Source organism: Streptomyces collinus Tu 365 (assembly GCF_000444875.1).
Lineage (GTDB): Bacteria > Actinomycetota > Actinomycetes > Streptomycetales > Streptomycetaceae > Streptomyces > Streptomyces collinus_A.
Window position 1 is genome coordinate 3,955,023 of the sequence record NC_021985.1, and the last position, 25,346, is coordinate 3,980,368.

Below are 25,346 nucleotides of genomic sequence, written 5' to 3' on the forward strand. Positions count from 1 at the left end.
CCCCGCCGCCCGGACCCTCAGAGCTGGGTCGGCTGGCGCCGGGTCAGGCCGTACTTCTGCGCGATGGCGTTCCACAGCCCCGCCGCCTTCGCCTTCTGCGTGCTGGCGGTGCCGCTCTCCCGGTTGCCGGCCTGGGTCTCGCCGGTGACCCGGGCGTGCCCCTTGTGGCAGCCCTTGTGGCCGCTCCCGACCTGGTCGGCCCAGGCCGCGTAGTGGTTGTCGGCGGCCGCGGACGCCTGCCAGGCCCGGTTGAGCGCGGCGGTCAGCTCGGCGTTGCCCGGCAGCTTGTCCACGGACAGCTTGCCGAGCCGGGTGACCAGGTCGCCGCGCTGCTTGGCCGCGCCGCGCAGGTCGGAGGCCGCCTGCCCGAGGTTGTCGCACTGCCGGACGTTCGCCACGGCCTGGATCACCGAGGCGCGGCTGCTGCCGCTGTCGGCGAGCAGCTTGTCCAGGGCGACCGCCTGCTCCCGGGCGGGGTCGGCGGCGGCCGACGACGGGGAGTCCTGGGCGGCCGGCGAGGTCGCGGCGGCGGTCTTGTCGTCGCCGCCCTTGTCCCCGCCACCGCCGCTGAGCAGCGCGCCGGCGCCGACACCGAGGACGACGATCGCCACGCCCACGGCGGCGATCAGCGGCACCCGCGAGCCGGAACGGCCGCCGCGCCGCTCCTCGTCCTCGTCCACGGGCGGGGCGTACGACTGCTGCTGCGCCGGGTGCGGATAGGGGTCCGCCGCCGGGACGCGCGGCATCTGCTGGGTGGCGCCGGCCGGGCCGTCACCGCCCCCGGGTCCGCTGCGGAAGAGGTTGTCGAACTCGGCGGGCGGCTGCCGGTCCCCGCCCTGCGCCTGACCGGTGTAGGGCGGTATGTACTGGGTCGCCTGCGCGTCCGGGTGCGCGCCCGGCGCGGGCTGCTGCTGGGCGCGCCCCAGGTACCGGGTCTCCTCACCGGGGGACTCGGGCGGCATCCCGCCGGCGGCCACGGGCGGGATGTACTGCGTGGCGCCCTCGTCGGCGGGCGCCGGGGCGGCCGGGACCGGGGGCAGGTACTGGGTGGCGCCCTCGTCCGCGGGGGCCGCCGGGACCGGCGGGATGTACTGGGTCGCGCCGTCGGCCGCCGGGGGCAGCGGTGCGCCCTGCGCCGGGTACGCGTCCGGCAGCGGACCGGGGCCGCCCGGGTACGGCTGGGCCGGGTACTGCTGCTGGGGCTGCTGGTACGCGTCGTGGGCGCCGTAGCCGGGCTGTCCGTGCTCGCCGTGGGCCGGCTGCCCGCCGCCCGCGCCGTAGCCGCCGCCCTGGTCGCCCGCGCCGTAGCCGCCGCCCTGGTCGCCGGCACCGTAGGACCGACCGCCGTACGACGGGGCCGGCGCTCCCTCCGGAGGCAGCGGGCCGGGGCCCGTGGGCTGCTGCTCCGGGGCGCCCCACTGCTGGGCGGCCGCCGGCGGCCACTCCTGCTGCGGCTGCTGCTGGGGGCCGGGGCCCCACGGGTCACCCCATGCCTGGCCACCGGCCGGCGCCGCCGAGGCGGCGGGGCCGGTCATGCCCGGCAGCAAGGGCTCGCCGCCGTCCGAGGGCAGCACGATGCCTTCGCGCGCGGGCCGCGCCGAGGGCTCCTCGCCCTGTCCACTCTGCGTCACCGGGACTCCTACGAATGGGGGACCTTCGGAATCGTCGGCTCACGCTACCGGGTCCCCCGAGCCGCGTGCCACGCAGCTCCGGGCGCGATCTCCTTCCCTGTGACAGCGGTAACAGAACTGCCCCGCGGCACGCTGTTCCAGGTGCCCGTCGTGCGACCGGGCGCCGTTCGCCGTGCGTTCACGTGACCGCGGGGACAGTGTTCAGGCGGCGGGCTGCAGGTCGAGCCGGGCCCCGAACTCCCGGACGACCGCCTCGTCCCGGAAGGGTTCGAGCCGCTGCTGGAGGTCCTCCAGGTACTCGGCGCCCCGGTTGGACCGCAGCGTCTCCAGCAGCTCCACCGCCTTCGTGCCCGTGCTGCACGCCTGCTCGATCTCGCGCTGCTGCACCTGGGCCGTGGCGAGGAGCACATATCCGATGGCCCGGCGCCTGGCCCGGGTCTCGGGGTGTCCGGCGAGCGACTGCCCGGCGTACCGCGCCGCCGCCTCCGGCTGCCCCAGGTCGCGGTGGCAGTGCGCCAGCTCGTCGGCGAGGTAGGCCTCGTCGAAGTGGGCGATCCACACCGGATCGTCCCCCGAGGCCGCGTCCGCCTGTTCCATCGCCGAGATCGCCCGCCCGGCGGCGGCCTGCGCCGACCGGACGTCACCGAGCAGGGCGTGCCCACGCGCCTCGGCCGCGTGGAACATCGCCTCCGCCCGCGGGGTCACCCGCCCGCGCGCCCCCTCCTGCGCCGCCCGCGCCAACTGGGAGATCTCGCGCGGGTTCCCGAGCTGTGCGGCGAGGTGGCTCATGGAGGCGGCGAGCACGTACCCGCCGTAGCCGCGGTCCCCGGCGGCCTGCGCAAGGCGCAGGGACTGGATGTAGTACCGCTGGGCCAGGCCCGGTTGACCGGTGTCGACCGCCATGTACCCGGCCAGCTCGGTCAACCGGGCGACCGTGGCGAACAGTTCGCGCCCGACGGCCTCCCGGTAGGACCCCGCGAGCAGCCCGGAGACGACGCTGTTGAGGTAGTGCACCAGGACCGGGCGCACATGCCCGCTGCCGTACTGGTGGTCGAGGTCCACCAGCGCCTGGGTCATGGCCCGCACCGCGGCCACGTCGGACTGGCCCACACGCGGGCCCGCCTGCCGGGCCACCTGGGTGTCCGGCACCGAGATCAGCCAGTCGCGGCTGGGCTCGACCAGCGCGGAGGCGGCGACGGACGAGCCGGACAGGAAGTCCCGTCGCCCCACGTCGCTGCGCCACAGCTCGCAGACCTGCTCGATGGCCCCCAGTACCGTCGGCGAGAACTGGAGACCGACCCCCGAGGCGAGGTTCTTGCCGTTGGCCATGCCGATCTCGTCGATCGTGACCGTGCGGCCGAGCTTGCGCCCGAGCGCCTCGGCGATGATCGCCGGCGCCCGGCCCCGCGGCTGCTGTCCGCGCAGCCAGCGGGCCACGGACGTCTTGTCGTAGCGCAGGTCGAGACCGTGCTCGGCGCCGCACATGTTGACCCGCCGGGCCAGCCCGGCGTTCGAGCACCCCGCTTCCTGGATGAGTGCCTGCAGCCGTTCGTTCGGCTGCCTCGCCACGAGAGGCCTTGCGGCCATTGCTACCCCCTGCGAACCCCTGGAGCGTGACGTTCCGGCCGGAAGGTTCCCGGCCCTGACGATCACTGCCCAGCTGACATACCGTCAATGCGTGACATGTGCGGTTTGCCGGGGTAAAGGCAGATGCCACCCCCACCTCTGGTTACCCACCCCACGCCGCGGTTCCTCCCGCGCGCCCCCGCACATGCACCCATGCGCCCCGGGCGAGGGACCGGTGCTCCTCCCCCGCGCGCGCCACGGCCGTAACCCCGGGTGAGTGCGGGAGTTGAGTGGGACGTGGAAGAGACGATCGTGGGGACCGAAGCCGCTCAGATTCCGCAGCAGCGCGGGGAATCGCTGCTGGACACCGCCGTGCGCTACGTCGAGGAACGCCACTGGGACGTGTTCCCGGGCACCTGGCTGGAAGCCGTCGACGGGCTGCAGTGCTGCTCGTGCGGCGACGCCTCCTGCCCCGCGCCGGGTGCGCACCCCGCGCGCCCCGACTGGGCGACGCAGGCGACCGGCAGCGCGACCGTCGCCCGCCGGATGTGGCAGAAGCAGCCGACGGCGTCGATCCTGCTGCCGACGGGGCGCACGTTCGACGCGCTGTCCGTCCCCGAGAGCGCCGGGTTCCTGGCCCTGGCCCGCATGGAGCGGATGGAACTGACCCTCGGCCCGGTGACGCTCACCCCCGACCGCCGGATGCACTTCCTCGTGCTGCCGGGCGCCGCCGCGAAGGTCCCCGACCTGGTGCGCACCCTGGGCTGGACGCCGTCCTCGCTGCGTCTGACACCGCTCGGGGAGGGCGGCTACGTGGCCGCTCCGCCGACCCGCTTCGGGTCCCGGGGCGCCGTGCAGTGGGCCCGCCGGCCGACCCATGCCAACCGGTGGCTGCCGGACGCCGAGGAACTGGTGTCGCCGCTCGCCTACGCCTGCGGCCGGGACAGGTAGCGCACCCGGTTCCCCGCCCCCCGCGGCCGCCGGCGGGCGCCGTAGGGTTCGGTGCATGACCGAGGCTGCGGTGCGTGTGCGGGGACTGTGGAAGCGATTCGGGCAGCAGGTCGCCGTCGGCGGCATCGATCTCGACCTGCCCGCCGGGAAGTTCATCGGGCTCGTCGGGCCGAACGGGGCCGGCAAGACCACCACCCTCTCCATGGTCACCGGGCTGCTCCGCCCCGACCAGGGGTCCGTCGAGGTCGTCGGGCACGACGTCTGGCGCGACCCGGTGGCCGTCAAGGCGCGGATCGGCGTACTGCCCGAGGGCCTGCGGCTGTTCGAGCGGCTCTCGGGACGCGAACTGCTCGGATACGCCGGGCGGCTGCGGGGGCTGCCGGGCACCGAGGTCGACAAGCGGGCCACCCAGGTGCTCGACGTGCTCGACCTGGCCGGGGCCCAGCACAAGCTGGTCGTCGACTACTCGACCGGCATGCGCAAGAAGATCGGGCTCGCCGCCGCGCTCCTCCACAACCCTCAGGTGCTCTTCCTGGACGAGCCGTTCGAGGGCGTCGACCCGGTGTCCGCGCAGACGATCCGGCAGGTGCTGGAGCGGTACACCGCCTCCGGCGCCACCGTCGTCTTCTCCTCCCACGTGATGGAGCTGGTCGAGTCGCTGTGCGACTGGGTGGCCGTCCTCGCGGCGGGCCGCATCCGCGCCACCGGGACCCTGGCCGAGGTGCGCGGCGAACACCCCACGCTCCAGGCCGCCTTCCTCGATCTGGTGGGGGCGCGCGGCCGGGACGCCGGGACCGATCTCGACTGGCTGGGCGGCGGGGCCGCCCGATGACGCACCTGACCGCCACCGTCGTACGGCTGAAACTGTCGCTGCTGCGCAACGGGCTCAGGCAGTCCGCGGGCCGGCGGGCCGCCTTCGTCGCCTCCGCGGTGGTCGCGGTGCTGTTCGCGCTGCTGCAACTGGCGGGCCTGCTGGCGCTGCGCGGGCACGCGCACGCCGACGCCGTCGCCGTACCGGGCACGGCCGTGCTGGCCCTGGGCTGGGCGGTGCTGCCGCTGTTCCACCCCGGCGGCGACGAGACCATGGACCCCACCCGTCTGGTGATGCTGCCGCTGCGGCCCCGCCCGCTGGTCCGCGCCCTGCTGGCGGCCTCCCTGGTCGGCATCGGGCCGCTGTTCACCCTGCTGGTGCTGGCGGGCTGCGTCCTGTCGGTGGCGCACGGCACGGCCGGATACGTCGTCGCCGTGGTCGCCGCCGCCCTCGCCCTGCTGGCCTGCGTGGCGCTCGCCCGGGCCGTCGCCACCGCCAACGTACGGTTGCTGACCAGCCGCAAGGGCCGCGATCTCGCCGTGCTCAGCGGGCTGGTGATCGCGGTCGGCGCCCAGCTCGTCAACTTCGCCGCGCAGCGCCTCGGTTCCGCGGGGGCCGGGCAGCTGCGGCCGGTCGCGGACGTCCTGTCGTGGGTGCCGCCCGCCTCGGCGGTGGCGGCGGTGCGGTCGGTGAGCGGGGGTGCCTACGGGGCGGCGGCCGGACAGCTCGGGCTGACGGTGGCCGGGCTCGCGCTGCTGATCGCCTTCTGGGCGCGGAGTCTGGACCGGCTGATGACCTCGCCGGACGGCTCCACCGTGCAGGCCCTCGACGCCGGCACCCCCGACCGCGCCGCCACCGGCGGGGCCCGGCGGCTGCTGCCGGGCGGGCGCACCGGTCCGGTCCTGGAGCGCACCCTGCGCTACGTCTGGCGCGACCCCAAGACCAAGGCCGCGTGGGTCACCTCGCTGGCCATCGGTCTGATCGTGCCGGTGTTCAACGCCCTGCAGGGCACCGGCTCGGTCTACTTCGCGTGCTTCGCCGCCGGCATGCTCGGCATCCAGATGTACAACCAGTTCGGCCAGGACACCTCCGCCTTCTGGATGGTCGCACTGACGATCTCCACGCCCCGGGACGCCTACGAGGAGCTGCGCGGCCGGGCGCTGGGCCTGCTGGTGATCACCCTGCCGTACGCCACCCTCGTGACCGTCCTGACCACGGCCCTGCTGGACGACTGGGCCCGGCTGCCGGAGGTCCTGGGGCTGTCCTTCGCGCTGCTCGGGGCGATGCTCGCCACCGGGGCGTGGACCTCGGCCCGCTTCCCGTACTCCATCCCCCAGGAGGGCCACAAGAACGTGGCCCCCGGCCAGGCCGGTCTCGCCTGGATCTCCATCTTCGGCGGCATGGTCGCGGCGGCCCTGCTCTGCTCGCCCGTCGTCGCCCTCACCATCGCGCTGCACGCGAGCGCGGGCGGGGACGCCTGGACCTGGGTACTGCTGCCGTCCGGCGCGGCATACGGCGCCACGGCCACGTTCCTCGGCCTGCGGCTCGCGGCACCACGAGCGGCGGCCCGCCTGCCGGAGATCCTGACGGCGGTCAGCAAGGGCTGACGCCCCGGTCCACCCCGGGGTCCGCCCTCAGCCCACCAGGACGCGTTCCAGGAAGGGCTCGACCGCCGCGCGCCAGGCCGGTGGCCGGTCGTAGTGCACGAGGTGACCGGCGTCGGCGACCTCGGCGTACTCGCCCCGGGGCAGCACCCGCACCATCTCCTGCGCCTCCGCCCGGCCCAGCTCGCCGTCGAGGCCGCGCACGACCAGCGCGGGGCACCGCACCTGGGCCAGCTCCTCCCAGTGCGCGTCGTACACCCAGCTCTCCCGGGTGCGCAGCATCTGCTCCGGCAGGAAGACGGGGCGCCAGCCGTCGGCGGACTCCTGCATGACCTCGGCGTAGAAGGCGCCGCGGGCGGGGCTCGGCCGCTCCACCCAGGGATCGTCCTCGCCGAACCACTTGCGGACGTCGGCGAGGGTGGCGAAGGGGACGGGCCAGGACCGGAACCACTCGGTCCACTCGCGCTGGGAGGTCGCGCCGAGCGCGGAGGCCCGCATGTCGCAGATGACCAGGCCGCACACCAGGTCGGGGCGTTTCGCGGCGAGCTGCCAGGCGGTGAGCGCTCCCATGGCGTGGCCGATGAGGACCGCGGGGGCGAGACCGAGCTGTTCCAGGGCCGCCTCGGCGTCCTCGACGTACGCCTCGCGCGTGTAGGCGGCCCTCGGCGGTTTGTCGCTCTGCCCGTGGCCGCGCTGGTCGAGCGCGACGGCCCGGTGCCGCTCGGCGAGCCAGCGGGCGGTGGGCGCCCAGTGCGAGGCACGGCCCATCAGGCCGTGGAGTAACAGCACGCCCGGAGTGCCGGGCTCAGCCTCCGCCTTGGGCGGGTCCGCGAACTCCCAGGCGGCCAGGCGCACCCCGTCCGCTCCCGCCACGTCGATACGCCGTGCCATCGGCCTGGTACCCCCCAGCTCCGCCTGCCTCGTACCGGTGTACTGCCGTTCCCGTGTCGAAATGCCGTCGCACTGCCGCCGGAGCGCCGTGGTGCCGCGGCCGGCCCGCGGTCGCGCCGCCGACGCAGACTATCGAATGCGCATTCGAAAATACTGCCTCTGCGGACAACACCCCTCCTTCGAGTGACACCCCTCAAGGAATGATCGCCGCCGCCGAGGGGATCTTTCAGGCGGGAGGCGGACCACTCGGGGAAAAGCGGTCCGAGGGGATGACCCTGAGAGCTCGGGGCTCCGGGTCAGCACAGGGGAGGACAGGCCCCGGCGCGAAAGCGCCGGGGCCCTCTCCGTTCAGCGCTTGGCGACGAACACGTGCGAGGCGACGTCGGCCTCCAGCTCGGCCGCCTCACCGCCACTGCCCACCAGCACCCCGCCGGCCGACTCCGTCACACTCACCACCGAGCCGGGCTGCACACCCGCGCGCCGCAGCGTGTACATCAGCTGCGCGTCCGTCTGGATCGGCTCACCGATACGACGGACCACGACCGTCTTGCCGTCCGTGCCCGCGTCCAGGTCGGCCAGCGACACCATGCCCTCGTCCAGGAACGGATCGGCCCCGTCCTTCTCGCCCAGCTCCTCCAGACCCGGGATCGGGTTGCCGTACGGCGACTCGGTCGGATGCCGCAGCAGCTCCAGCACCCGGCGCTCCACCGCCTCGCTCATCACGTGCTCCCAGCGGCACGCCTCCGCGTGCACCTGCTCCCACTCCAGGCCGATCACGTCCACCAGCAGACACTCCGCGAGACGGTGCTTGCGCATCACCCGCGTGGCCAGCCGGCGGCCCTCGTCGGTCAGCTCCAGATGGCGGTCGCTGGCCACGGAGACCAGGCCGTCGCGCTCCATGCGCGCCACCGTCTGACTCACCGTCGGCCCGCTCTGGTCGAGCCGCTCCGCGATGCGGGCGCGCATGGGGACGACGCCTTCCTCTTCGAGCTCGAGGATGGTGCGGAGATACATCTCCGTGGTGTCGATCAGTCCGGACATACGTGCCCCTCGATTACCTCTGCCGGAAGCCCGGCGCGTGCGCTGGCCCTGCCATCAATTCTGCCGTACCCCACTGACAAGCGGGCGGTACCGGGAAAACGGGGGTCACGGCGCGGGACGCCCGGCCCGACGCGCACCGTAGCGGCCGTATTGACACCGCATTGGTCCAGACCGCAGGGTGATCCGCGACACAGACGCTGCGAAGGGGCACCGCATGAGCGACGGCACGCCTGCCGACCTGTTCTTCGACGCCGCCATCGGCCTGCTGCAACGGGTCCGCGAGGAGGAGGCCGAGGCGATCACCGCGGCCGGCACCCTGCTCGCCGACACCGTCGCGGCCGGCGGCCGGCTGTTCGCCTTCGGCGCCGGGCACTCCTCGCTCGCCGCCCAGGACGTCGTCTACCGCGCCGGCGGACTCGCCCTGATGAACCTGCTCACCGTCCCCGGGGTCGTCGGCGTCGACGTCACGCCCGCCACCCTCGGCTCCGCCCTCGAACGCGTCGACGGACTCGCGAGCGCCGTCCTCGACACCTCACCCCTGCGCGCCGGCGACACCCTCGTGATCATCTCCCTCTCCGGGCGCAACGCCCTCCCCGTGGAGATGGCCCTGGGCGCCCGCGCCCTCGGCGTCAAGGTCGTCGGCGTCACCTCCGTCGCCTACGCCACCGAAACCAGCTCCCGGCACAGCTCCGGCACCTTCCTGCGGGACCACTGCGACATCGTCCTGGACTCCAAGATCGCCGTCGGCGACGCGGAACTCACCCTCGACACCATCCCGGCGCCCTTCGCCCCCGCCTCCACCGTGGTCACCAGCGCCCTCATGCAGGCCGTGATGGCCACCGCCGCGGCCGCCCTCGCCGACCGCGGCATCGAACCCCCGCTGCTGCGCTCCGGCAACGTCGACGGCGGCCACGACTGGAACGGCCGCGTCATGACCGAGTACGGCGACCGCATCTTCTACCGGCACTAGGGCCTGTTGCGGCGGCCGGGGCGCATCAGTCCCCCGGCTTCTCCCGCACCGCCTCCGCCAGATCCAGCGCCGCCCCGATCCGCAGCGCCACGTCCTCCGCGTACGCCGCGTCCGACCGCTCGAAACGGCTGCGCCCGGCACCCCGCAGGAAGGTCACCACACCCAGCGTCCGGCCCCGGCTGCGCAGCACCGCGCACAAGGCGTGCACCACGTCGCCCGGCCACTGCCGCGCCAGCGCCCACTCACGCGCCCGCTCGGCCGACACCGACCCCGCGTCCGCGCGCACCGAGCCCGCCCGCTCGACGCAGCTCAGCGCCGGGTGCCCCGCCTCGTAGCGCACCGGCAGCCCCGCCGCGCCCGTGAGCAGACTCGGCCCCGGAGCACCCGCGGGCGTCGCCGCGAGCCGCACCAGCCGCACCGGAACCGCGTCGTCGCCCTCCCCGCGCGCGGGACCCGCCAGCCGGTCCAGCAGCGCGTGGTCGGCGAAACCGGCCAGGGCGAAGTCGAGATGGACCACGGCCGCCTCCGCCGGGTCCTCGCACTCGGCCGCCGCGCGCGCCGCGCGGTGCGACTGGTTGCTGCGGAACCGCAGCAGCGCCGCCTCCTGCTCGCCCTGCTTGGCCTCCGTGACGTCCTGGAACAGCCAGCCCACCCCGAGCGGCACCGGCTCCTCCGCCAGCGGCGAGGCCAGCCGCACGAAACCGCTGCGCCAGCAGCGCCGCGCCTCGCCCTCGGACGTCCGCACACTCACCCACATCTCGGCGGGCGCCGGCGGCGCGCCCTCCGACAGCACGTGCGTCAGCGCGCTCTCCAGCTCCTCCACGCCCTGCGTCAGCAGCTCACCGAGCGGCCGCCCGAGCGCCGACGTGCGCCCGATGCCCAGCGCCCGCGCCGCGTGCCCGTTCACCACCGCGGGCCGCAGATCGGCGTCCACCAGGACCACACCCCAGGACGCGTCCTCGAACAACGCCTCGCTGAGCGCGATGGACCGCTCCAGGTCGATCTGCGCGTGCACCTCGCTGAACGCGCAGTACACCCCCGCAGGCTCCCCGTCGGGCCCCCGCACCGCGGCGGACTGGGTCCGCACCAGGACACGGCCGCCGTCCTTCGTGACCAGCGCGAACTCGTGCACCTGCCGGCCCGGCGCCCGCATCGCGGACATCAGCCGGCCCTGCACCTCCTCGGCGTCGGCGCTGCGCACCGCCCACCCCGCGAACCCGTGCCGGCCCACCGCCTCGGCCGCCGTCCAGCCCAGGATGCGCTCGGCCTCGCGGTTCCAGTGCGTCACCGTCCCGTCCGCGTCGAAGGCGCACAGGGCCGCGTCCATGCCGTCCAGCAGCGCGGCGAGCAGATCGGAGCCGCCGGGGTCCTCCGCCGGACCGTCCGCACCGGCAGCACCGTGCGGACCGTCCCGCTCGGGCTCGTCCGGCCCCAGCTCGTCGGTGGTCCCACTCCGCCGCGAAGCACTCACCTGGACCCCCTGAGGCTGCGTCCGCGCACGTACGGCGCTCGATTCGCTCACTGGTCTTCATTCAACTGGAACGTGACGCAGCCCACATCATGTTCCCGCAATCTTGCGGGAATCCATGTCCGGCCCCGGAACCCGGTCCAGGCGCAGATCGACCCATTCGTCGCTCTTCCCGTCCAGCACATACCGGTCGACCTCCACGAACCCCAGCCGCCCGGCGAACCGCAGCCCGTCCTCGTTCACCGCCAGCACGCACGTCTCGACCGCCGCCGCCCCCAGCGCCCGCGCGTGGGCGAGCCCGTTCCCGTACAGCGCGGCACCGAAGCCGCGCCCCCGGAACCCGGGCAGCACCCGCGCGATGACGGTCGCCACCCGCCCCTCCCCCGCCGGCGGCCGCACCGTCGAGCAGCCGACCAGCTCGTCCCCGAGATAGGCGTTCTCCAGCCGGTACCGCCCCACCCGCTCCCGGGCGTCCTCCACCGACATGGCGGCAGGCGGCACGACCACGTTGTGCACATACCGCCACTGCTCCAGCATGCGGTCCCCGGCGACGGGCTCGATTCGAAGATCGGTCATGGACGGAACCGTAGGAGGAGGGAGTGCGGATCGTCATGCGAAAAAAACAGTTGAGCCCCGGCCGCGCCGCTTCCTATGGTGTGCATACACGAGAAGGGAGGTGGTTCGGCAGATGTATGAGAACCGGACGCGTGAGGTGACTGCGGGCTAGCGGCTCGCCACCACATTCAGTGCGGTGCCGGACCGGCACGTGACAGACGCGTGCAGCCGGCCCAATCCCAGCAGTCACCCGACCCGCGAGCTCGCCGGTACGTCCGGCCGGCTCCTTCGCCGAGCAGGCGGAGGGACCGAGCTCGCGGGTCGTCTGCGTTTCCGGAGCGGTTTCAGGGGCTGAGGCGTTCCGTGCGCCAGGTTCCGTCCGGGCGGGTGACGTAGCGCAGGCGGTCGTGCAGGCGGTTCTCGCGGCCCTGCCAGAACTCGACGGTCTCCGGGGCGACGCGGAAGCCGCCCCAGTGGGGCGGGACCGGGATCTCCTCGCCCTCGGGGTGGCGGGCGCCGAGTTCGGCGTAGGCCGCGTCCAGGTCGTCGCGGGAGGCGATCACCGAGGACTGGGCGCTGGCCCAGGCGCCGAGCCGGGAGCCGTGCGGGCGGGTGCGGAAGTAGGCGGCGGTCTCCTCGCGGGAGGTACGCCGGGCGACGCCGGTGACGATGACCTGGCGGGCGATGGGGTGCCAGGGGAAGAGCAGCGAGACGTACGGGTTCTCGGCCAGCTCGCGGCCCTTGCGCGAGTCGTAGTTGGTGTAGAAGACGAAGCCGTCGGTGTCGTACTGCTTCATCAGGACCGTGCGGGAGCTGGGGCGGCCGTGGGCGTCGGCCGTGGAGACGACCATCGCGTTGGGTTCGTACAGCGTGCCGTGCAGGGCCGCCCGCGCGGCGTCCTCGAACCAGCCGGCGAACAGGTCCATGGGGTGCGCGGGGAGGTCCTTCTCGTCCAGTCCCGCGGCCCGGTACTGCTTGCGCATGGCGGCGGGGTCCACGAGGGGGTCGAGGCTGGGGTCGCGGTCGGTCACGCGGTCATCCTGCCGCATCGAACGCGCGTGGCACTCAGTGTCGCGTGGGCTGCCCAAAGCTGGCACTCGGGGTTATCGTGCTGGTTCCGCAGCGGTTTGGGTGACCACCGGCCGATCGGGGCATCACCGGGGTGACCGCCGCCGAACCTTCACTAGGAGCCGCCTGATGTCCGACTTCGTACCCGGGCTCGAGGGAGTCGTCGCGTTCGAGACGGAGATCGCCGAACCCGACAAGGAGGGTGGCGCGTTGCGCTACCGCGGGGTCGACATCGAGGACCTCGTCGGGCACGTCTCGTTCGGGAACGTGTGGGGGCTGCTGGTCGACGGCGCCTTCAATCCGGGCCTGCCGGCCGCCGAGCCGTTCCCGATCCCGGTCCACTCCGGTGACATCCGGGTGGACGTCCAGTCCGCGCTCGCCATGCTGGCCCCGGTGTGGGGGCTGAAGCCGCTGCTCGACATCGACGAGGCGCGGGCCCGTGACGATCTCGCGCGTGCCGCCGTCATGGCGCTGTCGTACGTCGCCCAGTCGGCGCGCGGGCAGGGGCTGCCCATGGTGCCGCAGCGGGAGATCGACAAGGCGGGTTCGGTGGTCGAGCGGTTCATGATCCGCTGGCGCGGCGAGCCGGACCCGAAGCACGTGGCGGCCGTCGACGCGTACTGGACGTCGGCCGCCGAGCACGGCATGAACGCGTCGACGTTCACGGCGCGGGTGATCGCCTCCACGGGCGCGGACGTCGCGGCCGCGCTGTCGGGCGCGGTGGGCGCGATGTCCGGGCCGCTGCACGGCGGTGCGCCGTCGCGGGTCCTCGGGATGATCGAGGAGATCGAGCGGACCGGTGACGCGGTGGGGTACGTCAAGCGGGCGCTGGACCGCGGTGAGCGGCTGATGGGGTTCGGGCACCGGGTGTACCGGGCGGAGGACCCCCGGGCGCGGGTGCTGCGCCGTACCGCCCGTGAGCTGGGCGCGCCGCGGTTCGAGATCGCGGAGGCGCTGGAGAAGGCGGCGCTGGAGGAGCTGCACAACCGGCGGCCGGACCGGGTGCTGGCCACGAACGTGGAGTTCTGGGCGGCGATCATGCTGGACTTCGCCGAGGTGCCGGCGCACATGTTCACGTCGATGTTCACGTGTGCCCGTACGGCGGGGTGGTCGGCGCACATCCTGGAGCAGAAGCGCACGGGCCGGCTGGTGCGGCCCTCGGCGCGGTACGTGGGGCCGGGTGCGCGGCGGCCGGAGGAGATCACGGGGTACGCGGACATCGCCCGCTAGGGAGCGGACACGGCCGGGCGGAGCCGCGACGGGACCGGGCGGAGGCGCGCCGGGGCGTGGCTCCGCCCGGTCCGGTCGAGGGGCTTCGGGTGGTTCAGGCCGGGATCAGTGCGTCGCGGTGGTGCCGTTCGGCGACCAGCGGGTGTGCCCGGAGCTTTCCCTTGAGCTCGTTGTAGCCGTACTCGGCGTGGAGCGGGTTGGACGGGTCGCTGGTGATGCCCGGCGCGGTGGCGGCGTGCGGGAAGGGCAGGGGTTCGACCCGTGCGTCCAGACGGGGGTTGTAGAAGAAGGGGACGGAGAAGCGCTCGGTCGCTCCGGGCGGGCTGACGACGCGGTGGTTGGTGGCGACCAGGTAGCCGTTGGTGGCGACTTCGAGGAGTTCGCCGAGGTTGACGACGAAGGCGCCGTCGAGCGGCGGGACGTCGTGGAAGTGGTGGTCGTCGCGCTGGACCTGGAGGCCGCCGACGGTGTCCTGCAGGAGCAGGGTGAGGAAGCCGTAGTCCTTGTGGGCGCCGACGCCCTGGTCGGTGCCGTCGCCGGCGCTGCCGGGGTAGCGGACGAGCTTGAGGTGCGGGTGGGCGTGCTCGCCGAAGATCGGGTCGTAGAAGTCGGCGGGGGCGCCGATGGCGGTGAGGAGTTCGCGCAGGAGGCGCTGGGCGACGGCGCTGAGCCGGTCGATCCAGTGCAGGGCGGCGGTGCGCAGTTCGGGGAGAGCGGCGGGCCACTGGTTGGGGCCTTCGAGCCACCAGTAGGGGGGTTCGCCGGGGCGGGGGGCGTGCGCGGGGCGTTCGGCGCCGATGTCGAGCTGGTCGCGCCAGTCGCGGGCGCCCTGGGTGCGTTCGTCGCCGATGCGGGTGTAGCCCCGGAAATGCGGGGAGTTGACGTTGTCGAGGGCGAGCCGGTCGGCCTCGGGGAGGTCGAAGAAGGCGCGCATGGCGGTGAGGAGCGCGTCGGTCTCGGCCTGGGTGACGCCGTGCCCGACGAGCTGGAAGAAGCCCACGTCGTGGGCGGCGCTGTGCAGCTGGGCGTGGAGCAGGGCGCGGGCCTGGGGACCCCGGTCGGCTGCGGACAGGTCGATGATGGGGAGCTGGGCGTACGACGGGGTCGTCGCGGTGTGCGTCGTCATGGGTGCGTCCACAGGGTGGGTGGAGATGTGGGTGGGCCGCGGGCGGGCCGCCGGAGGGTGGGGCGGTGCCCGGGATGCCTGTGCGAGCGCGACAGGCGGGAAAGGCGAGAGGAGAAAGGGGCTGAATCAGGCAGAAGGCCGACAGCCCATGCTCGTGACGCGCACGTAGTCCACGTGGCGGCGTCGGACGAGCATCGGAAGCATGGAGCAAGGATACTGCCCCGGGCCGGATCCGGATGTGGCCTGGCTCACTGGCTCAGGGCTCGACACGGGGCCGCCGCTGACAGCGGCTCAGCGCAGGGCTCGTTCCAGCAGGTCGGACCACTGGGCGACGACGCGTCGGCGGCGGGCGGTGTCGTCGGTGAGGAGGTTGGCGAGGCCGAGGCCGCGGGCCATGTCGAGGAAGCCCTGGACGGTCTCGCGGACGCCGGGGCGGGTCTCGTCGGCGTGCAGCAGGTCGATGGCGATGCGGTGGGTCTCGCGGCCGACGCGGGCTTCCAGTTCGGTGACGCGGGAGCGCAGTTGTTCCTCGTTGGAAGCGGCGACCCACAGGTGGAGGGCGGCGCGGAAGAGCGGGCCGGTGTAGAGGTCGACGACGGCGGTGACGACGGCCCGGCGGTCGGCGGCGCCCTCGGGGAAGAGTTCCCTGAGGGCGTTGGAGCGTTCTTCGGCGACGTACTCGACGGCGGCGGTGAACAGGTCCTCGCGGGTGGGGAAGTGGTGCTGGGCGGCGCCGCGGGAGACGCCGGCGCGCTCGGCGACGACGGTGACCGTGGAGCCTGCCCAGCCGTGTTCGGCGAGGCAGGCGACGGCGGCTTCCAGCAGCCGCTGCCGGGTGGCGCGGCTGCGGTCCTGCTTGGGTACGCGGTCGCGGTCCGCCGTACTCACACCACCCATGCCGCATCCCGTCTTTCCAGGAAGGCCGTCATCCCCTCCCGGGCCTGGGCGGAGGCGAACAGCCGGGCCGAGAGCGCGGTCAGTTCCGCCGCGTCCCGGTCGAACGTCTCCAGCACCCTAGCCGTGAGCAGCCGTTTCGTCTCGGCCAGGGCCTGCGGGGCGGAGCGGCGCAGGCCGTCGAGGAGGGGGGCGAGGGCGTCGTCGACGTCGTCGGCGGTGACGGTGAGCAGGCCCAGGCGTACGGCGTCGGCGGGGGTGAAGCGTTCACCGGTGAGGTAGTAGCGGGCGAGGGCGCGCGGGTCGGTGCGCGGCAGGACCGGCAGGGAGATGACCGCGGGGGCGACGCCGATGCGGACCTCGGTGAAGGCGAAGGTGGCCTCGGGGCCCGCGGCGGCCATGTCGCAGGCGGCGAGCAGGCCGAAGCCGCCGGCGCGGACGTGTCCGGTGATCCGGGCGAGGACGGGCGTGGGCAGTTCGACGATCCGGCGCAGCAGCCCGACGAGGGCGTCGGGGTCGGGCGGGTCGCGCAGGTCGGCCCCGGCGCAGAAGGTGGTGCCGGTGTGGGTGAGCACGACGGCGCGGACGTCGGGGTCCTTGCCGCAGTCGGTCAGGGCGCCGTCGAGTTCGGTGACGAGCGCGGCGGACAGGGCGTTGCGGGTGGCGGTGGAGTCGAGGCTGAGGGTCTCGACCCCGCGCGCGCGGGTGCGGCCGACGAGTGCGGTCATGTGCGCTCCCTGAGCTGGCGTCGCAGGATCTTTCCGGAGGCGGCGCGGGGCACGTCCTCGATGAAGGTGACGGCGCGGACGCGTTTGTAGGGGGCGACGCGTTCGGCGACGTAGGCGGTGACGTCGTCGCCGGTGAGGCCGTCGGCGGTGGGCTGGCGGACGACGAAGGCGTGCGGGATCTCGTTGCCGTCGTCGTCGTGGGCGCCTATGACGGCCGCGTCGGCGATGCCGGGGTGGGTGAGCAGCAGGGCCTCGAGTTCGGCGGGCGCGACCTGGAAGCCCTTGTACTTGATGAGTTCCTTGACGCGGTCGACGACGAACAGCCAGCCGTCCTCGTCGACGCGGCCGACGTCGCCGGTGTGCAGCCAGCCGTCGGGGTCGATCATGTCGGCGGTGGCGTCGGGGCGGCCGAGGTAGCCCTTCATCACCTGGGGGCCGCGGATGAGGATCTCCCCGGGTTCGCCGGCCGGGAGGTCCTTGTGCGGGTCGTCGAGGGAGACGACGCGCATCTCGGTGCCGGCGATGAGCCGGCCGACGGTGCCGGGGGGTGCCCGGTGGAGGGCGTCGAGGGGGACGACGTGGGTGCCGGGTGACAGTTCGGTCATGCCGTAGGCCTGGCCGATGGGGGGCAGGCCGAGGCGTTCGGAGCAGGCGGCGGCGAGGGCCGCGTCGAGGGGGGCGGCGGCGCTGATGACGTGCTTCAGGGAGGAGAGGTCGTAGCGGGCGACGGCCGGGTGCTTGGCGAGGGCGAGCACGATCGGGGGTGCGACGTACAGGCCGGTGATGCGGTGGTTCTCGATGGCGGCGAGGAAGGTGTCGAGGTCGAAGCGGGGCAGGACGACGACGGTGGCGCCGTGGCGCAGGGGCGCGTTCATCAGGGCGGTCAGGCCGTAGATGTGGAAGAAGGGCAGGACGGCGAGGATGCGGTCGCCGGGTCCGGCCGGTACGGCGGGTTCGAGCTGGGCGAGGTTGGTGGCGATCTGCCGGTGGGTGAGCATGACGCCCTTGGGGACGCCGGTGGTGCCGGAGGAGTACGGCAGTGCGGCGACGTCCTCGGCCGGGTCGAAGGCGAGGTCGGGTTCGGGGGCGGTGGTGGCGAGCATGTCGCGGAGCGAACGGTGCCCGGGCGCGCTGTCGCAGACGAAGATCTCCCTCACGCCGCCCGCGAGTTCGGCCGCCCGGCGGGCGGACTGCAGCAGCGGGGAGACGGTGACGATCCAGCGGGCGGCGCTGTCGCCGAGTTGCTTGGCGAACTCCTCGGGGGTGGCGAGCGGGTGCACGGTGGTGACGGAGGCGCCCGCGCGGGTGGCGGCGTAGAAGGCGGTGGGGAAGGCGATGGTGTTGGGGCTGTGCAGGGCGAGGACGTCGCCCTTGCGGACGCCCGCCTCGGCGAGTGCGGCGGCCAGGCGCCGGTGGAACCGGTCCACCTGCGCGTACGTGAGGGTGGTGCCGTCCGTGCCGTCGATGAGGGCGGGCAGGTCGCCGCGGTCGGCGGCGCCGCCGAGGACGGCTTCGTGGATGGGGAGTTCTACGGGCGGGACGTCTGCGTACGCGCTGCGGAACACGGTTCCTCCAAGCGGCTGCGGCGGCCTGAACCGAACGGAACGGTCTCTAGTAGGACTTGGGCAGGCCCAGGGTCTGGTGGGAGACGTAGTTGAGAATCATCTCCCGGCTCACCGGGGCGATACGAGACACGCGCGCGGCGGCTATCAGTGAGGCCAGGCCGTACTCGCGGGTGAGGCCGTTGCCGCCGAGGGTGTGCACGGCCTGGTCGACGGCCTTCACACAGGCCTCGCCGGCCGCGTACTTGGCCATGTTGGCGGCCTCGCCCGCGCCGATGTCGTCGCCCGCGTCGTAGAGGTGGGCCGCCTTCTGCATCATCAGGCGGGACAGCTCCAGGTCGATGTGTGCCTGTGCCAGGGGGTGGGCGATGGCCTGGTGGGCGCCGATGGGGGTCTTCCACACGGTGCGGTCGCGGGCGTACTCGACGGCCTTGGCGAGGGCGTACCGGCCCATGCCGATGGCGAAGGCGGCGGTCATGATGCGCTCGGGGTTGAGGCCGGCGAACAGCTGGAGCAGACCGGCGTCCTCGTCGCCGACAAGCGCCTCGGCGGGCAGCCGTACGTCGTCGAGGACCAGCTCGAACTGGCGCTCCGCGGCCTTGAGTTCCATGTCGATCGCCCGCTTCTGGAAGCCGGGGGCGTCGGTGGGGACGATGAACAGGCAGGGCTTGAGGCGTCCGGTGCGGGCGTCCTCGGTGCGGCCGACGATGAGCACGGCGTCGGCCATGTCCACCCCGGAGATGAAGACCTTGCGGCCGGTGAGGAGCCAGTCGGCGCCGTCCCTGCGGGCGGTGGTGGTGATGCGGTGGCTGTTGGAGCCGGCGTCGGGTTCGGTGATGCCGAAGGCCATCAGGCGGCTTCCGTCGGCGAGTCCGGGGAGCCAGGTGCGCTTCTGGTCCTCGGTGCCGAAGCGTGCGATGACGGTGCCGCAGATGGCCGGGGAGACGATGAGCATGAGCAGCGGGGAGCCGGCGGCGCCCAGTTCCTCCAGGACGATGGACAGTTCGGTGATGCCACCGCCGCCGCCTCCGTGCTCCTCGGGCAGGTTGACGCCGAGGTAGCCGAGTTTGCCCGCCTCGGCCCAGAGTTCGGTGGGCGGGCGGCCCTCGGCGACGGTGCGGGCGACGTAGTCGCGTCCGTAGCGCCTGCCGAGTGCGGCGACCGCGTCTCGGAGTGCCTTGTGTTCCGCTGTTTCGATGAGGGTGGTCATGCGGTCCTCCGGGTGCGGGTGGTCCGTGGCGGGGCGGTCCGCGGTCGGGCCGCCCATGGTGGGGCGGGCGGTGCGCCGTGCCCGTCAGGTCGGCTGCACCACCGCCAGCAGCAGCCCCGGCTCCACCTGCTGTCCGGGCCTCGCGTGCAGGGCGGTGAGCGTGCCGGCGACGGGTGCGGTGATCTGGTGCTGCATCTTCATCGCCTCCAGCCAGATCAGCGGCTGGCCCGCGGTGACGGTGGTCCCCTCGGCGAGGCCGTCGGCGACGCGTACGACCGTGCCCGGCATCGGCGCGAGCAGGGAGCCAGGGGCGAGCTGGGCGGCCGGGTCGGGGAAGCGGGGCAGGGCGGTGAGGCGGGTGGCGCCCACGTACACCTGGTCGCCGTACCGTGCGATCTCGAACTTCCGCCGCACGCCGTCCACTTCGAGGACGACGGTGCGCGCGTCCGCGTGCACGACCCGGACGCCGTCGGCCACGGGGCCCTGCCGGGTGTGCCGGTAGCGGACCTCGACCTCATCGCCCGCCATCTCGTAGCGCTTGGTCTGCGGCTGCGCGGGGACGTTGCGCCAGCCGCCGAAGCGTGAGCGGCCGTGCGCGTCGGCGAGGGCGGCCGCCAGGGGGGCGTGGACGTCGGGCGCGGGGCGGGTCAGTTCGGCGAGGTGACGGTCGTAGAAGCCGGTGTCCACGGGGCCGGCGGCGAACTCGGGGTGCCGCAGGGAGCGGATCAGCAGGTCGCGGTTGGTGACCGGGCCGTGGACCTCGGCCCGCTCCAGCGCGCCCGCCAGCCGGCGCAGCGCCTCGGCGCGGGTGGGTGCGTGGGCGACCACTTTGGCGAGCATCGGGTCGTAGTGCACGCCGATGGTGTCGCCGCCGGTGTAGCCGGTGTCGAGACGGACCCCGGCCGGTACGGCGAGGCGGTGCAGGGTGCCGGTCTGCGGGGCCCAGTCGTGGGCGGGGTCCTCCGCGTACAGGCGGGCCTCGACGGCGTGGCCGCGTGCGGCGGGCGGTGCGGCCGGCAGGGGGTGGCCCTCGGCGACGCGGAGCTGTTCGGCGACCAGGTCGAGGCCGAAGACGGCCTCGGTGACCGGGTGTTCCACCTGGAGACGGGTGTTCATCTCCAGGAAGTGGGCCCGGCCGTCGGCGACCAGGAACTCGACCGTGCCGGCGCCCACGTAGGAGACGGCCCGGGCCGCGCGCACCGCCAGGGCGTACAGCTCCTCGGTGAGCCGGGGGCCGAGGCCGGGTGCGGGGGCCTCCTCGATCACCTTCTGGTGGCGGCGCTGGAGCGAGCAGTCGCGGGTGCCGAGGGTCCAGACGGTGCCGTGGGTGTCGGCGAGGATCTGCACCTCGACGTGGCGGCCGCGTTCGACGTACGGCTCGACGAAGACCTCGCCGTCGCCGAAGGCGCTCGCGGCCTCGGCGGCGGCGCTATCCAGCGCGGCCGGCAGGTCCGCCAGGCGGCGCACGACGCGCATGCCGCGGCCACCGCCGCCCGCCGCCGCCTTCACCAGCACCGGCAGGTCGTCCTCCGTGACCTCGCCGAGGGGGGCGATGCCCATGAGTTCCTTGGCGCGTGTCTTGGACGCCATGGCCTCGATGGCGGCCGGCGGCGGCCCGATCCAGAGCAGTCCGGCGTCGAGCACCGCGCGGGCGAAGTCCGGGTTCTCGGAGAGGAAGCCGTAGCCGGGGTGGACGGCGTCCGCGCCGGCGGCCAGGGCCGCCTTCACGATCAGGTCGCCGCGCAGGTACGTCTGCGCGGGCGTCGCGCCCGGCAGCCGTACGGCCGCGTCGGCCACGCGCGCGTGCAGCGCGTTCTCGTCCGCGTCCGAGTGCACGGCGACCGTCCGGATCCCCAGTTCGGCGCAGGTGCGGAAGACGCGGTGGGCGATCTCGCCCCGGTTGGCGACGAGGAGTGTCGAAATCACTGGGTCCCTCACATCCGGAAGACGCCGAAGCCGCCGCGCGCGCCCTCGTAGGGGGCGGTGTGGATGGCGGAGAGGCACAGGCCGAGGACGGTACGGGTGTCGCGCGGGTCGATGACGCCGTCGTCGTACAGCCGCCCGGACAGGAACATGGGCAAGGACTCGGACTCGATCTGCTGCTCCACCATGGCGCGCAGGGCGGCGTCCGCGTCCTCGTCGTAGGGCTGCCCCTTGGCCGTCGCCGACTGGCGGGCGACGATCGACAGCACGCCCGCGAGCTGCTGCGGGCCCATGACGGCCGACTTGGCGCTGGGCCACGCGAACAGGAAGCGGGGGTCGTAGGCGCGCCCGCACATGCCGTAGTGCCCGGCGCCGTACGACGCCCCCATGAGCACGGACAGGTGCGGGACCCTGCTGTTGCTGACGGCGTTGATCATCATGGCGCCGTGCTTGATGATCCCGCCCTGCTCGTACTCCTTGCCGACCATGTAGCCGGTGGTGTTGTGCAGGAACAGCAGCGGGATGTCGCGCTGGTTGGCGAGCTGGATGAACTGGGCCGCCTTCTGCGACTCGGCGCTGAACAGCACGCCCTGGGCGTTGGCGAGGATGCCGACCGGGTAGCCGTGCAGGGTCGCCCAGCCGGTGGTGAGGCTGGTGCCGTACAGCGGCTTGAACTCGTCGAAGTCGGAGGCGTCGACGATCCGGGCGATGACCTCGCGCGGGTCGAAGGGGATCTTGAGGTCGCCGGGGACGATGCCCAGCAGCTCCTCCGGGTCGTACTCGGGCGGCGCCGCCGGCCCCGGGTCCTCGTACGCCTTGCGGTGGTTGAGGCGGGCGACGACGCGGCGGGCCTGGCGCAGGGCGTCGCGCTCGTCCACGGCGAAGTGGTCGGCGAGGCCCGAGACGCGCGCGTGCATCTCCGCGCCGCCCAGGGACTCGTCGTCGCTCTCCTCGCCGGTCGCCATCTTCACCAGCGGCGGTCCGCCGAGGAACACCTTGGCCCGCTCCTTGACCATGATCACGTGGTCCGACATGCCGGGGACGTAGGCGCCGCCCGCGGTGGAGTTGCCGAAGACGACGGCCACGGTCGGGATGCCGGCGGCGGACAGCCGGGTCAGGTCCCGGAAGACGGCCCCGCCGGGGATGAAGATCTCCTTCTGGGAGGGCAGGTCGGCACCGCCGGACTCCACCAGGCTGATGCAGGGCAGCCGGTTGGCGAGCGCGATGTCGTTGGCGCGCAGCGCCTTCTTCAGGCTCCAGGGGTTGCTGGCGCCGCCGCGCACGGTCGGGTCGTTGGCGGTGATCAGGCACTCCACGCCCTCGACCACGCCGATGCCGGTGACCAGCGAGGCGCCGACGGCGTAGTCGCTGCCCCAGGCGGCCAGCGGGGACAGCTCCAGGAAGGGCGTGTCGGGGTCGAGGAGCAGCTCGACGCGTTCGCGGGCGAGCAGCTTGCCGCGCCCCCGGTGCCGCTGGACGTACTTCTCACCGCCGCCCGCGAGCGCCTTGGCGTGCTCGGTGTCGAGGTCGGCGAGCTTGGCGAGCATGGTCTCGCGGTGGGCCCGGTAGTCCGGGTCTTCGGTGTCCAGGGTGGAGCCGAGGACGGTCACAGGAGGGCCTCCGGGAGGTCCAGGTGGCGGGAGCGCAGCCATTCGCCGAGGGCCTTGGCCTGCGGGTCGAAGCGGTGCTGGGCGGCGACGCCGGCACCGAGGATGCCGGTCACGACGAAGTTGAGGGCGCGCAGGTTCGGCAGCACGTGCCGGGTGACGGGCAGCTCCCGGCTCTCGGGGATCAGCTGCCGGAACCGGTCCACGGTCAGCTCGTGGGCGAGCCACCGCCAGGCGTCCTCGGAGCGCGCCCACACGCCGACGTTGGCGTCGCCGCCCTTGTCGCCGCTGCGGGCCCCGGCGACGCGGCCGAGGGGTGCGCGGCGGGTGGGCCCGGCCGGCAGGGGGTCCGGGAGGGGTGGGCGGGTCGGGTCGGTGAGGGGGGCGGTGTCCCGGGGCGGGGCCACAGGGACGCGCCGCCCGTCGTGGAGGACGGCCACATGGTCGACGGCACCATGGTCGACGAACACATCCTCGAAGACTCCATAGGGCGCGCCCCTCCCCGGTGGGGCCACCACATGGAAGCCGGGGTAGCTGGCGAGGGCCAGCTCGATCGCGGCACCGCTGAGCGCGCGCCCCACGACCGCCTGGTCGGGGTCGCGCACGACGAGCCGCAGCAGTGCGCTGGCGGTCTCCTCGGTGCCGGCGTCAGCGTGGTCGGTACGGGCCAGCTCCCAGCGGGTCTCGGCGGGCGGGGACTTGGCCAGCGCGTCGGCCATCTGTTCCCGGACGAGGGCGGCCTTGGCCTCGATGTCGAGCCCGGTGAGCACGAAGACGACCTCGTTGCGGAACCCGCCGAGGCGATTGAGCCCGACCTTGAGGGTGGGCGGCGGCGCCTCCCCGCGCACCCCCTCGACACGCACCCGGTCGGGGCCGTCCTGGGTGAGCCGCACGGTGTCGAGGCGGGCCGTCACGTCGGGCCCGGCGTACCGGGCCCCCGCCGTCTCGTACAGGAGCTGCGCGGTGACGGTGCCGACGTCGACGAAGCCGCCGGTGCCGGGGTGCTTGGTGACGACGCAGCTGCCGTCCTCGTGGATCTCGGCGAGCGGGAAGCCGGGGCGGCGGACGTCTCCGTCGCCGAAGAAGGCGTAGTTGCCGCCGGTGGCCTGCGTCCCGCACTCCAGCACGTGCCCGGCGACGACGGCGCCGGCGAGGCGGTCGTACTCCCCCGGCCGCCAGCCGAAGTGGGCGGCGGCGGGCCCGGTGACGAGCGCCGCGTCGGTCACCCGGCCGGTGATCACGACGTCGGCGCCCCCGCGCAGGCACTCGGCGATGCCGAAGCCGCCGAGGTAGGCGTGGGCGGCGAGGCTGCCGGGGTGGCGGGCGGTGAGGTCGTCGCCCTCGACGTGGGCGACGCGGACGGGGACACCGAGCCGGCCGGCCAGCTGCCGTACGGCGTCGGCGAGCCCGGCGGGGTTGAGGCCGCCGGCGTTGGTCACGATCTTGACGGAGCGCTCCCGGGCGAGGCCGAGGCAGTCCTCCAGCTGCCGCAGGAAGGTACGGGCGTACCCGGCGCCGGGATCCTTCAGCCGGTCCCGGCCGAGGATCAGCATGGTCAGCTCGGCGAGGTAGTCGCCGGTGAGGACGTCCAGCTCGCCGCCGGTGAGCATCTCGCGCAGGGCGTCCGCGCGGTCGCCGTAGAAGCCGGAGAAGTTGCCGATGCGCAACAGGTTCACCGGCTTCCCTCCTTCGGCGGGCGCCCGGTGCCGGGCGGGCCCGCGAACGCCTGCGCGAGGTCGAGCCAGCGGCCGGCGTCCGGACCCTCGGCACGCAGGTCGAGGTCGGCGCGGTGCGCGCGCTGGGTGACCAGGAGACAGAAGTCGAGGGCGGGGCCGGTGACGCGTTGCGGGGCGTCTTCGGGGCCGAAGGCCCACAGGGCGCCGGAGGGCGCGGTCAGTTCGACGCGGAACTCCTCGGCCGGCGGGGTCAGTCCGTGCGCCCCGAAGGCGAAGTCGCGGGTCCGCACCCCGAGCCGGGCCACATGCCGGAGCCGGTCGGAGGGGTGGCGCACCACACCGAGGGCGTCGGCGACGTCGAGTGCGTGGGCCCAGGTCTCCATGAGCCGGGCGGTGGCCATGGAGGCGGCGGACATGGGTGGGCCGTACCAGGGGAATCGAGCGCCCGGTGGTGCGGCGCGCAGGGACCGGTCGAGGGCGGCGCGGCCCTCGCGCCACGTCGACAGCAACTCCGCGGTCGGCAGCCGAGCGCCCTCCTCCGCCCCTTCGTCGACGAACGAGTCGGGGCGGGTGAGCGCCTTCTCGACCAGTGCGCGGAAGGCGTCTGCGTCGGTGACGGCCAGCAGCGCCGAGCGGTCGGTCCAGGCGAGGTGTGCGATCTGGTGGGCGACGGTCCAGCCGGGGGCGGGAGTCGCGAGCCCCCACTGTTCGGCACTCAACTCAGCTACCAGCAGGTCGAGTTCTTCGCTTTCGGCACGCAGGTCGTCGATGACGGGCGTCGGGTCGGCCATGGCAGGGAGCATGGCAGCGGCCCGAGAAACAATCAAGCGTGCT

21 protein-coding genes are annotated in these 25,346 nt (G+C 73.8%); 5 read left to right on the forward strand and 16 right to left on the reverse strand.

Annotation, left to right across the window (positions count from 1 at the left end; translation table 11 throughout):
- Positions 1 to 17: 17 nt before the first annotated feature.
- Together B446_RS17120 and B446_RS17125 are read right to left on the reverse strand one after the other, a co-directional pair.
- Positions 18 to 1,631, reverse strand: coding sequence for a hypothetical protein (locus B446_RS17120; protein WP_020940708.1), 1,614 nt, complete (start codon positions 1,629 to 1,631; stop codon positions 18 to 20).
- Positions 1,632 to 1,832: 201 nt separating this feature from the next.
- Positions 1,833 to 3,218, reverse strand: a complete 1,386-nt coding sequence (locus B446_RS17125) for a hypothetical protein (RefSeq protein ID WP_020940709.1) — start codon at positions 3,216 to 3,218, stop codon at positions 1,833 to 1,835.
- 276 nt (positions 3,219 to 3,494) lie between these two features.
- Here B446_RS17125 and B446_RS17130 point away from each other — a divergent pair, with 276 nt between their 5' ends.
- From B446_RS17130 to B446_RS17140, 3 genes are read left to right on the forward strand one after another with little or no spacing between them, the layout of a single operon-like run.
- A complete protein-coding gene (locus B446_RS17130) occupies positions 3,495 to 4,148 on the forward strand; it encodes a bifunctional DNA primase/polymerase (protein WP_020940710.1) in 654 nt (217 codons plus the stop codon).
- A gap of 55 nt (positions 4,149 to 4,203) precedes the next feature.
- Positions 4,204 to 4,980: an ABC transporter ATP-binding protein gene (locus B446_RS17135; protein ID WP_043475824.1), complete on the forward strand. Its 777-nt coding sequence runs from the start codon at positions 4,204 to 4,206 to the stop codon at positions 4,978 to 4,980.
- The gene (locus B446_RS17140; protein ID WP_020940712.1) at positions 4,977 to 6,566 is read left to right on the forward strand and encodes a hypothetical protein; all 1,590 of its coding nucleotides are present in this window, start codon (positions 4,977 to 4,979) and stop codon (positions 6,564 to 6,566) included. The genes B446_RS17135 and B446_RS17140 overlap by 4 nt, the downstream gene beginning before the upstream one ends.
- Before the next feature lie 27 nt (positions 6,567 to 6,593).
- On the opposite strand, the gene B446_RS17145 is transcribed toward B446_RS17140, so the two are convergent.
- Both B446_RS17145 and B446_RS17150 read right to left on the reverse strand, forming a co-directional pair.
- Complete coding sequence (locus tag B446_RS17145) at positions 6,594 to 7,454, reverse strand: alpha/beta fold hydrolase (protein WP_020940713.1); 861 nt, start codon at positions 7,452 to 7,454, stop codon at positions 6,594 to 6,596.
- Positions 7,455 to 7,802: 348 nt separating this feature from the next.
- Entirely contained in the window at positions 7,803 to 8,495 is a 693-nt protein-coding gene (locus tag B446_RS17150) for a metal-dependent transcriptional regulator (RefSeq protein WP_020940714.1), read from the reverse strand.
- A 214-nt stretch (positions 8,496 to 8,709) separates the two neighbouring features.
- On the opposite strand from B446_RS17150, the gene B446_RS17155 reads away from it, so the two are divergent.
- Positions 8,710 to 9,465 carry an SIS domain-containing protein gene (locus B446_RS17155; protein WP_020940715.1) on the forward strand — a complete coding sequence of 252 codons (756 nt, stop codon included), beginning with the start codon at positions 8,710 to 8,712 and terminating at the stop codon, positions 9,463 to 9,465.
- A gap of 25 nt (positions 9,466 to 9,490) precedes the next feature.
- Here B446_RS17155 and B446_RS17160 read toward each other — a convergent pair whose 3' ends face one another.
- The 3 genes from B446_RS17160 to pdxH all read right to left on the reverse strand — a co-directional run bounded on the left by B446_RS17160 (position 9,491) and on the right by pdxH (position 12,519).
- On the reverse strand, positions 9,491 to 10,936 hold the full coding sequence (locus B446_RS17160) for a PAS domain-containing protein (RefSeq protein WP_020940716.1): 1,446 nt from the start codon (positions 10,934 to 10,936) through the stop codon (positions 9,491 to 9,493).
- 87 nt (positions 10,937 to 11,023) lie between these two features.
- Complete coding sequence (locus B446_RS17165; protein ID WP_020940717.1) at positions 11,024 to 11,509, reverse strand: GNAT family N-acetyltransferase; 486 nt, start codon at positions 11,507 to 11,509, stop codon at positions 11,024 to 11,026.
- Positions 11,510 to 11,832: 323 nt separating this feature from the next.
- A complete protein-coding gene (gene pdxH, locus B446_RS17170; protein ID WP_020940718.1) occupies positions 11,833 to 12,519 on the reverse strand; it encodes a pyridoxamine 5'-phosphate oxidase in 687 nt (228 codons plus the stop codon).
- Between the two features lie 166 nt (positions 12,520 to 12,685).
- Between pdxH and B446_RS17175 the strand changes: the two genes are divergently transcribed.
- Positions 12,686 to 13,786, forward strand: a complete 1,101-nt coding sequence (locus B446_RS17175; RefSeq protein WP_020940719.1) for a citrate synthase 2 — start codon at positions 12,686 to 12,688, stop codon at positions 13,784 to 13,786.
- A 94-nt stretch (positions 13,787 to 13,880) separates the two neighbouring features.
- Here the strand turns inward: B446_RS17175 and B446_RS17180 are convergent, their stop codons facing one another.
- The 9 genes from B446_RS17180 to B446_RS17220 form a co-directional block, all read right to left on the reverse strand.
- Complete coding sequence (locus tag B446_RS17180) at positions 13,881 to 14,912, reverse strand: isopenicillin N synthase family dioxygenase (RefSeq protein ID WP_020940720.1); 1,032 nt, start codon at positions 14,910 to 14,912, stop codon at positions 13,881 to 13,883.
- A 291-nt stretch (positions 14,913 to 15,203) separates the two neighbouring features.
- Positions 15,204 to 15,809 carry a TetR/AcrR family transcriptional regulator gene (locus tag B446_RS17185; protein WP_043475833.1) on the reverse strand — a complete coding sequence of 202 codons (606 nt, stop codon included), beginning with the start codon at positions 15,807 to 15,809 and terminating at the stop codon, positions 15,204 to 15,206.
- Entirely contained in the window at positions 15,797 to 16,534 is a 738-nt protein-coding gene (locus B446_RS17190) for an enoyl-CoA hydratase family protein (protein WP_020940722.1), read from the reverse strand. Before B446_RS17190 ends, B446_RS17185 begins: the two co-directional genes overlap by 13 nt.
- Entirely contained in the window at positions 16,531 to 18,099 is a 1,569-nt protein-coding gene (locus tag B446_RS17195; protein WP_020940723.1) for a 4-coumarate--CoA ligase family protein, read from the reverse strand. Before B446_RS17195 ends, B446_RS17190 begins: the two co-directional genes overlap by 4 nt.
- A 46-nt stretch (positions 18,100 to 18,145) precedes the next feature.
- The gene (locus B446_RS17200; RefSeq protein ID WP_020940724.1) at positions 18,146 to 19,306 is read right to left on the reverse strand and encodes an acyl-CoA dehydrogenase family protein; all 1,161 of its coding nucleotides are present in this window, start codon (positions 19,304 to 19,306) and stop codon (positions 18,146 to 18,148) included.
- Positions 19,307 to 19,390: 84 nt separating this feature from the next.
- Complete coding sequence (locus B446_RS17205; RefSeq protein WP_020940725.1) at positions 19,391 to 21,232, reverse strand: acetyl/propionyl/methylcrotonyl-CoA carboxylase subunit alpha; 1,842 nt, start codon at positions 21,230 to 21,232, stop codon at positions 19,391 to 19,393.
- An 8-nt stretch (positions 21,233 to 21,240) separates the two neighbouring features.
- The gene (locus B446_RS17210) at positions 21,241 to 22,839 is read right to left on the reverse strand and encodes an acyl-CoA carboxylase subunit beta (RefSeq protein WP_020940726.1); all 1,599 of its coding nucleotides are present in this window, start codon (positions 22,837 to 22,839) and stop codon (positions 21,241 to 21,243) included.
- On the reverse strand, positions 22,836 to 24,512 hold the full coding sequence (locus B446_RS17215; RefSeq protein ID WP_043475836.1) for an acyclic terpene utilization AtuA family protein: 1,677 nt from the start codon (positions 24,510 to 24,512) through the stop codon (positions 22,836 to 22,838). The genes B446_RS17210 and B446_RS17215 overlap by 4 nt, the downstream gene beginning before the upstream one ends.
- Positions 24,509 to 25,303, reverse strand: a complete 795-nt coding sequence (locus B446_RS17220) for a TIGR03084 family metal-binding protein (protein WP_020940728.1) — start codon at positions 25,301 to 25,303, stop codon at positions 24,509 to 24,511. Before B446_RS17220 ends, B446_RS17215 begins: the two co-directional genes overlap by 4 nt.
- Positions 25,304 to 25,346 lie beyond the last annotated feature (43 nt).